General features: G+C 33.8%; 8 protein-coding genes and 1 rRNA gene. 5 read left to right on the top strand and 4 right to left on the bottom strand.

The features are described from left to right. Positions 1 to 48: 48 nt before the first annotated feature. Entirely contained in the window at positions 49 to 714 is a 666-nt protein-coding gene (locus GXZ13_03770; GenBank protein ID NLX74955.1) for a hypothetical protein, read from the bottom strand. Between the two features lie 381 nt (positions 715 to 1,095). On the opposite strand from GXZ13_03770, the gene GXZ13_03765 reads away from it, so the two are divergent. Both GXZ13_03765 and GXZ13_03760 read left to right on the top strand, forming a co-directional pair. After that, positions 1,096 to 1,362, top strand: a complete 267-nt coding sequence (locus GXZ13_03765; GenBank protein ID NLX74954.1) for a type II toxin-antitoxin system Phd/YefM family antitoxin — start codon at positions 1,096 to 1,098, stop codon at positions 1,360 to 1,362. A gap of 29 nt (positions 1,363 to 1,391) precedes the next feature. Next, complete coding sequence (locus GXZ13_03760) at positions 1,392 to 1,658, top strand: Txe/YoeB family addiction module toxin (GenBank protein ID NLX74953.1); 267 nt, start codon at positions 1,392 to 1,394, stop codon at positions 1,656 to 1,658. 38 nt (positions 1,659 to 1,696) lie between these two features. Here GXZ13_03760 and GXZ13_03755 read toward each other — a convergent pair whose 3' ends face one another. Both GXZ13_03755 and GXZ13_03750 read right to left on the bottom strand, forming a co-directional pair. After that, the gene (locus tag GXZ13_03755) at positions 1,697 to 2,032 is read right to left on the bottom strand and encodes a DUF2752 domain-containing protein (protein NLX74952.1); all 336 of its coding nucleotides are present in this window, start codon (positions 2,030 to 2,032) and stop codon (positions 1,697 to 1,699) included. Beyond that, positions 2,013 to 2,246, bottom strand: a complete 234-nt coding sequence (locus tag GXZ13_03750) for a TM2 domain-containing protein (GenBank protein ID NLX74951.1) — start codon at positions 2,244 to 2,246, stop codon at positions 2,013 to 2,015. Before GXZ13_03750 ends, GXZ13_03755 begins: the two co-directional genes overlap by 20 nt. A 359-nt stretch (positions 2,247 to 2,605) precedes the next feature. Here GXZ13_03750 and GXZ13_03745 point away from each other — a divergent pair, with 359 nt between their 5' ends. Then, entirely contained in the window at positions 2,606 to 3,319 is a 714-nt protein-coding gene (locus GXZ13_03745; protein NLX74950.1) for a PDZ domain-containing protein, read from the top strand. Between the two features lie 127 nt (positions 3,320 to 3,446). On the opposite strand, the gene GXZ13_03740 is transcribed toward GXZ13_03745, so the two are convergent. Beyond that, complete coding sequence (locus GXZ13_03740; protein ID NLX74949.1) at positions 3,447 to 3,743, bottom strand: helix-turn-helix transcriptional regulator; 297 nt, start codon at positions 3,741 to 3,743, stop codon at positions 3,447 to 3,449. A 92-nt stretch (positions 3,744 to 3,835) separates the two neighbouring features. Between GXZ13_03740 and GXZ13_03735 the strand changes: the two genes are divergently transcribed. Then, positions 3,836 to 4,270, top strand: coding sequence for a DNA starvation/stationary phase protection protein (locus GXZ13_03735; protein ID NLX74948.1), 435 nt, complete (start codon positions 3,836 to 3,838; stop codon positions 4,268 to 4,270). Positions 4,271 to 4,985: 715 nt separating this feature from the next. Continuing rightward, positions 4,986 to 5,053 (top strand): 16S ribosomal RNA (locus GXZ13_03730); the annotation flags it as partial.

Raw genomic sequence — 5,053 nt, 5'->3', positions numbered from 1 at the left:
TTTTTAGAAAAATAAGCTTAATAACATTCTAAAATTATACCTAAGACTCTAAGAAATGCATGAATTATTATTAATAGAAGTTCCTGAAACCCCTGATTCCAAAACGTTAATGCACCCTGTCATTATTATGACACGAGCCCCGGTCGCCATTACTAAAAGAAGTCTCTTTTGTCCTTTTGCTATAGCTTCTACTGTTCTGTCTATTGCTATACGTTGGTAATAACGAGCTTTCTTTTGGGTGTAAGGATCAAAGTAATCCGGTTCCTCTATTATCTTTTCTTGTTTCGTGTCATGAATATTTTTTCCCAGAAGATAGCGTTTCCACAATTCTTCTTCAGTGGGGAATTGTTCTAATGAAAGTTCAGTTTCTATTCCGGTAAAGAAATCATGTTCAATGAACCCGCTACCGTTTGAAGAGTATGCGAAAGGGATATCTAGAGTTTCTGCATATGAGATGGCTTGCTGCATTCCAGCTCCAACAAAATATTCTGCAGATTTGGCCTCTACTATAGCCAGTGGGTGGTTGTTATCTTTTCGTGTAAGGAGATAGTCGGCTTTTTTCTGCTTGCCTCTTTTCACTTGATCTCCTCTGACAATTACTTGTCCATTCGTGAAAAAATATTCCATGAAAATCTGCTCTTTGTTCCACCCAGAGCTTTCTATGGCCGGAGTAATATATCTGTTCTTTATGTCTTCTTCTGTCAGTTTTTTCATTGATTTCTTCCCTTCAGCAAGATCAAAACAAATCACATTTAGGCCATCTGGCTATAAATCAATTAAATTTTGAGAGAGAATACTTTCTCTAGATATAAAAAACACACTTATATTCATTTTAAAATACTAACTTTAATCAAGTGCCGTTCATATTTGTATATTTTAAAATTCCTTTTACATTATCGCTAAAGATACAAAGTGTGTCAAACAAAGTTTAGTACTACTATTTTTATTGTTGTATATAACAACTTAAAATTAATAAACTAAAAACTGTACAAGAAATGATTGAATATATGTACCAAATATGGTACCATTATTTAGCATTGCAGATGTGCGAGTTCGTCTGTAATGTTTTTGCAACACGGAAGGAGACCGAGCGAAATGATGTTATTGGAAGGAAATGTAGTGAAAGCTACTGGTGTGAGCACATTTAGAAAATCACTTAAAGAGAACTTAGACAGAGTTATAAAAAACAAAGAAATATTAATAGTAACCAGACCGGAAGATGAAAACATAGTCGTTTTGAGTGAAGATCGCTTTAATGATGTTATGAGAGAGATAAGCAATTTAAAGTACCTATTGAAACTTAGAAATGCTGAAGAGGAGATAGATAAGGGGAATTACGTAGCGTTTGATATAGATTTATAAATTCAACTAAGGTGAGTGATTTACAAGTAATGATTGTAAAATTTTCTAAAACTGCTGAAACTGAATACAATCAGTTTAAGAGCTATGGGGATCAAAACTGTGTTGATAAAATCGTTGCATTGCTAAAAAGCATACTTTCTGAAGGTGTAGATGAAGGGCTAGGAAAACCAGAGCGTTTAAAGTATTTCAAACATGCAACATACTCAAGAAGGATAAATAGAGAGCACCGCCTAGTGTACCAAGAGCGTGAGGGTGTTATATACGTCTTGAGCTGTATGGGACATTACAAGAAGTAGTAAGTTTTCTATATGACATGTCCTGCAAAGAAACATAATCAGAAGATGTTTCTTATCAAAAAATAAATAAAATAAATGATTGATATAAAAATAATCGCTTTTGTGTATTTCTTCTCATTTTTGAAAGCCAATTTATAATATAAAAAAACAAAAACAGGAGACAAAAGAAACAAATGATTACTTTTAAAAGCAGAAGCAATGTCTCCTCTTATAAAATATCTCCAAGCTCTCGTTGTTCCCGTTGTGGGGGTTATAATTCCAAAAAAATATGTAATTGGAGAATATATATTACTTACTTGCAAAAAGTACACGTATAAAGCTAATACAAAAATAATAATTATTGTTTTTTTGTTTCTACCTATATAAGACTTCATTTAATTTTGCTAAGTTAGTTTCTCTTGTTCTTGAGCTAATTAAAAACAGGTCTATAAGCGCCCAAAAACCGCACCCACCAAGAGTTAGAAGTTTTGCAACACCCAGGCCTTTATCTCCAATCAAAAAACGGTCAACTCCCAAAGTTCCGACAAACCATGAAATAATTAGCATAATGAAGGGGTCCTTGAAGTCGATAGTGCTTAAAAGCAACATTGTGTCTTCGTCCGCATTATCCAATTTGTCTTTTAAGTATAGTAATGATCCTGTGGGGAATTTCTTTCCATTTGCTGTAATAAATAATTCAGAATTCTTCACATAAATACCCTCCCTTTATGTAACTAATATATGTAGTTGTAAATTAACATCTATATTATAAAGTATCGCTTTTCTTAAAACTACCCCAACCAAAACAACCTCTTTTTCAATAAACAACACCTTTAGTAAGATATAATAATTTCTGGAAATTTGGATTGTCCGAATATTTACCTTTAGCACATGTTGCACAGAGTAATATTTGTTAGTATTATGAGCAAGTTCTAGCAGTGTAAAATTCAATAAGAGGGGCTTTAATAATGAAAAGAATATCCTTGGCTTTTGCTCTGTTGTTTATCTTTGTATCCACTTCTTTTGCAGCATCCATTTATACAACCACCATTAAAGATTGCAAACCAGAACAAGTTCAAGACTTGTTGATAGAAGTAATGACAGGTAAAAACTTTGTCGTTAATGAAGTAACTCCTCATAAAATCACTTTCGATAAAAACTTCGGTGATGGATTTTGGGCTGTCTATCAAAATGCAACCGTTAGATTTAACTTGCTTGAAAGAGATGGCAACGTCAAAATGATGGTAACTCAAACGGAAAAAGTATCCAGCAGCGGTACAGTTTTCGAACGCAAACGCGGTATAGACCATCTTATCCCAATCATAAAAGAAGTGCGCCACAACATCGACCATACTCCGCTGGACGAAATAGTAAATGAAGCCGTTGACCAACAGCCTGGTTCAGGAAATGTTAGAGAGAAGAAACTTGGGTTAACTCTGACGGACAAAGATCTCCAGAACGTTTATAGAGTAAAGACAGTTGAGCCGGGAAGCGCAGCTGCCGACGCAAAGATTGTTATGAATGACAAGGTGCTAGAAATAAACGGACAAGATCTTTCGGCCCTAGATAAAAACGCACTGAATACTTACATGGCAAATAAATGGGCATCAGGTTCAACTCTTATGATTTTGATTGAGCATGAGGGCGAACAAAGAATGGTAACAATTAAAAAAGAGAAATAGTTTTAAGGTTGCAGATTAATAAAATTACAGTGGCGGTAGAATTTTCTACCGCCTTTTTTAATTCCTTCATTTTAAGTAATGACAAAACAAGATTTTTAAAAAACAAAATTGAACCCTACTGAGAATATTAAAAGTACCTTTCTTCCAAATCCTCTAAGTGATAAAAAATGTGTACTAAGTCTTTCCCGAATTCCATGAGAGAATAGGATATGGCCTGATCATCTAGGTTCTTGTGAATTACATTCTTCTCTACTAGAACAGCTAATTTTCTGTTAAGTTCCGTATGGCTCATATAGGGAATGCTGTTTAAGATATCAGAATAGCGGTGATTACCGTAATTTATAGACTTTAGAATTTCGGGAATCCAGCTTAGCTTTATTAAATCTTGGACAATTTTGAAGCCGTTAGAAATTTTCTTTTTCATAGTCTCACCCCAACGAACACATTTGTGCCTTTTTGTTCCTTCTCTTTTAACATACAATGATTACATAATCAAATAAAACAGGAGGTTTTTTAATGAAGCATTATGATATGTTACAAAAGTATTTAGCCAACCTGGCTTTGTTGAATGTTAAACTGCACAACGTGCATTGGAATGTAGTAGGTATGCAGTTTTTAAAGGTACATAATCTGACAGAGGAAATCTATAACAGCTTCTTTGAAGCCTATGACGAAGTTGCGGAACTTCTTAAGATGAAGGGCGTTCATCCGGCATCCACTATGGCTGAATATCTACAGTTGACAGACATAGAAGAAATTAAAGCCAGAGACTTCAACATTAAAGAAAGCTTAGAGATCTTAAAGAATGATCTTGTAACTATGAGAACTTTGGCTACAGATATAAGAAACACCGCCGATGAGGCCGGAGACTTTGAAACAGTTGCAATGTTCGAAGACTTTGTAGCAGCTCATAGCAAAAACATCTGGTTTTTAACTGCTATCCTTAAGTAAGAATCTCTATATAGCTCTTATTTAGGAATCTGTAATCTATTAATATGCAAGGCTCTTAATTGAGTCTTGCATATTTTGTCTATGAACTCTTTTTTATTCCATGATTCTTTTGCCATTAATAAATCTAGTTTTTTCAGAAGTGTATCCCCGTAAAAACACCTAATAAAATATATAAAAAAATAAAAACAATCTTTTTAGCGTTATTTTCCCAAAAAAACATACTAAAATATTATGAAAATACTTATTGTCAACTATGTATCGTACAATAATGTTTATTAAGATGTATTAGTAGCAGTTTTTGGCTAAAATGTAATGTCAGAGAAAATAAAAAATCTTTTTTATCGCATTGACACTTCCTGTATAAATGGTAAAATACTTTCTGCACCTCTTCGTTCAGAGGTTGGTGCACGCACCTTGACAAGAGAATAAAGGAAAAGCGAAAGAGTAGATTCTAACTGGATTAATTGACTTTCTAGGAAGTTTATTTGGTTGGATGAAACACAAGTCAGAAATAACCGCAAGGTAAAATTCTGGCCCAAGTCATAACTTTTTATTTCAAATTATTTTAATTTTTAAAATAATTCTATGATTGTATTTTGTAAACATAACTTATGGTTTTTCTCGACATTTTTGGGAAGAAAAATCTATAAGCCGGCGAACTGAGCTGCTCATATTTTCTTAAATGAAAATGTGAGTAGAAAACACAACCAGAATCAAACGGAGAGTTTGATCCTGGCTCAGGACGAACGCTGGCGGCGTGCTTAACACATGCAAGTCGAACGG

Source organism: Synergistaceae bacterium (assembly GCA_012728235.1).
GTDB lineage: Bacteria > Synergistota > Synergistia > Synergistales > Synergistaceae > JAAYFL01.
The sequence above is the reverse complement of the archived record's forward strand: the minus strand, read 5'-3'. Positions and strand labels throughout refer to the sequence as shown.

What these genes read in the sequence shown, in the direction of transcription:
- GXZ13_03745 (NLX74950.1), top strand. Translation starts at nt 2,606, where the DNA reads ATGAAAAGAATATCCTTGGCTTTTGCTCTGTTGTTTATCTTTGTATCC.
- GXZ13_03755 (NLX74952.1), bottom strand. Translation starts at nt 2,032, where the DNA reads ATGAAGTCTTATATAGGTAGAAACAAAAAAACAATAATTATTATTTTT.
- GXZ13_03760 (NLX74953.1), top strand. Translation starts at nt 1,392, where the DNA reads ATGATTGTAAAATTTTCTAAAACTGCTGAAACTGAATACAATCAGTTT.
- GXZ13_03750 (NLX74951.1), bottom strand. Translation starts at nt 2,246, where the DNA reads ATGTTGCTTTTAAGCACTATCGACTTCAAGGACCCCTTCATTATGCTA.
- GXZ13_03765 (NLX74954.1), top strand. Translation starts at nt 1,096, where the DNA reads ATGATGTTATTGGAAGGAAATGTAGTGAAAGCTACTGGTGTGAGCACA.
- GXZ13_03735 (NLX74948.1), top strand. Translation starts at nt 3,836, where the DNA reads ATGAAGCATTATGATATGTTACAAAAGTATTTAGCCAACCTGGCTTTG.
- GXZ13_03740 (NLX74949.1), bottom strand. Translation starts at nt 3,743, where the DNA reads ATGAAAAAGAAAATTTCTAACGGCTTCAAAATTGTCCAAGATTTAATA.
- GXZ13_03770 (NLX74955.1), bottom strand. Translation starts at nt 714, where the DNA reads ATGAAAAAACTGACAGAAGAAGACATAAAGAACAGATATATTACTCCG.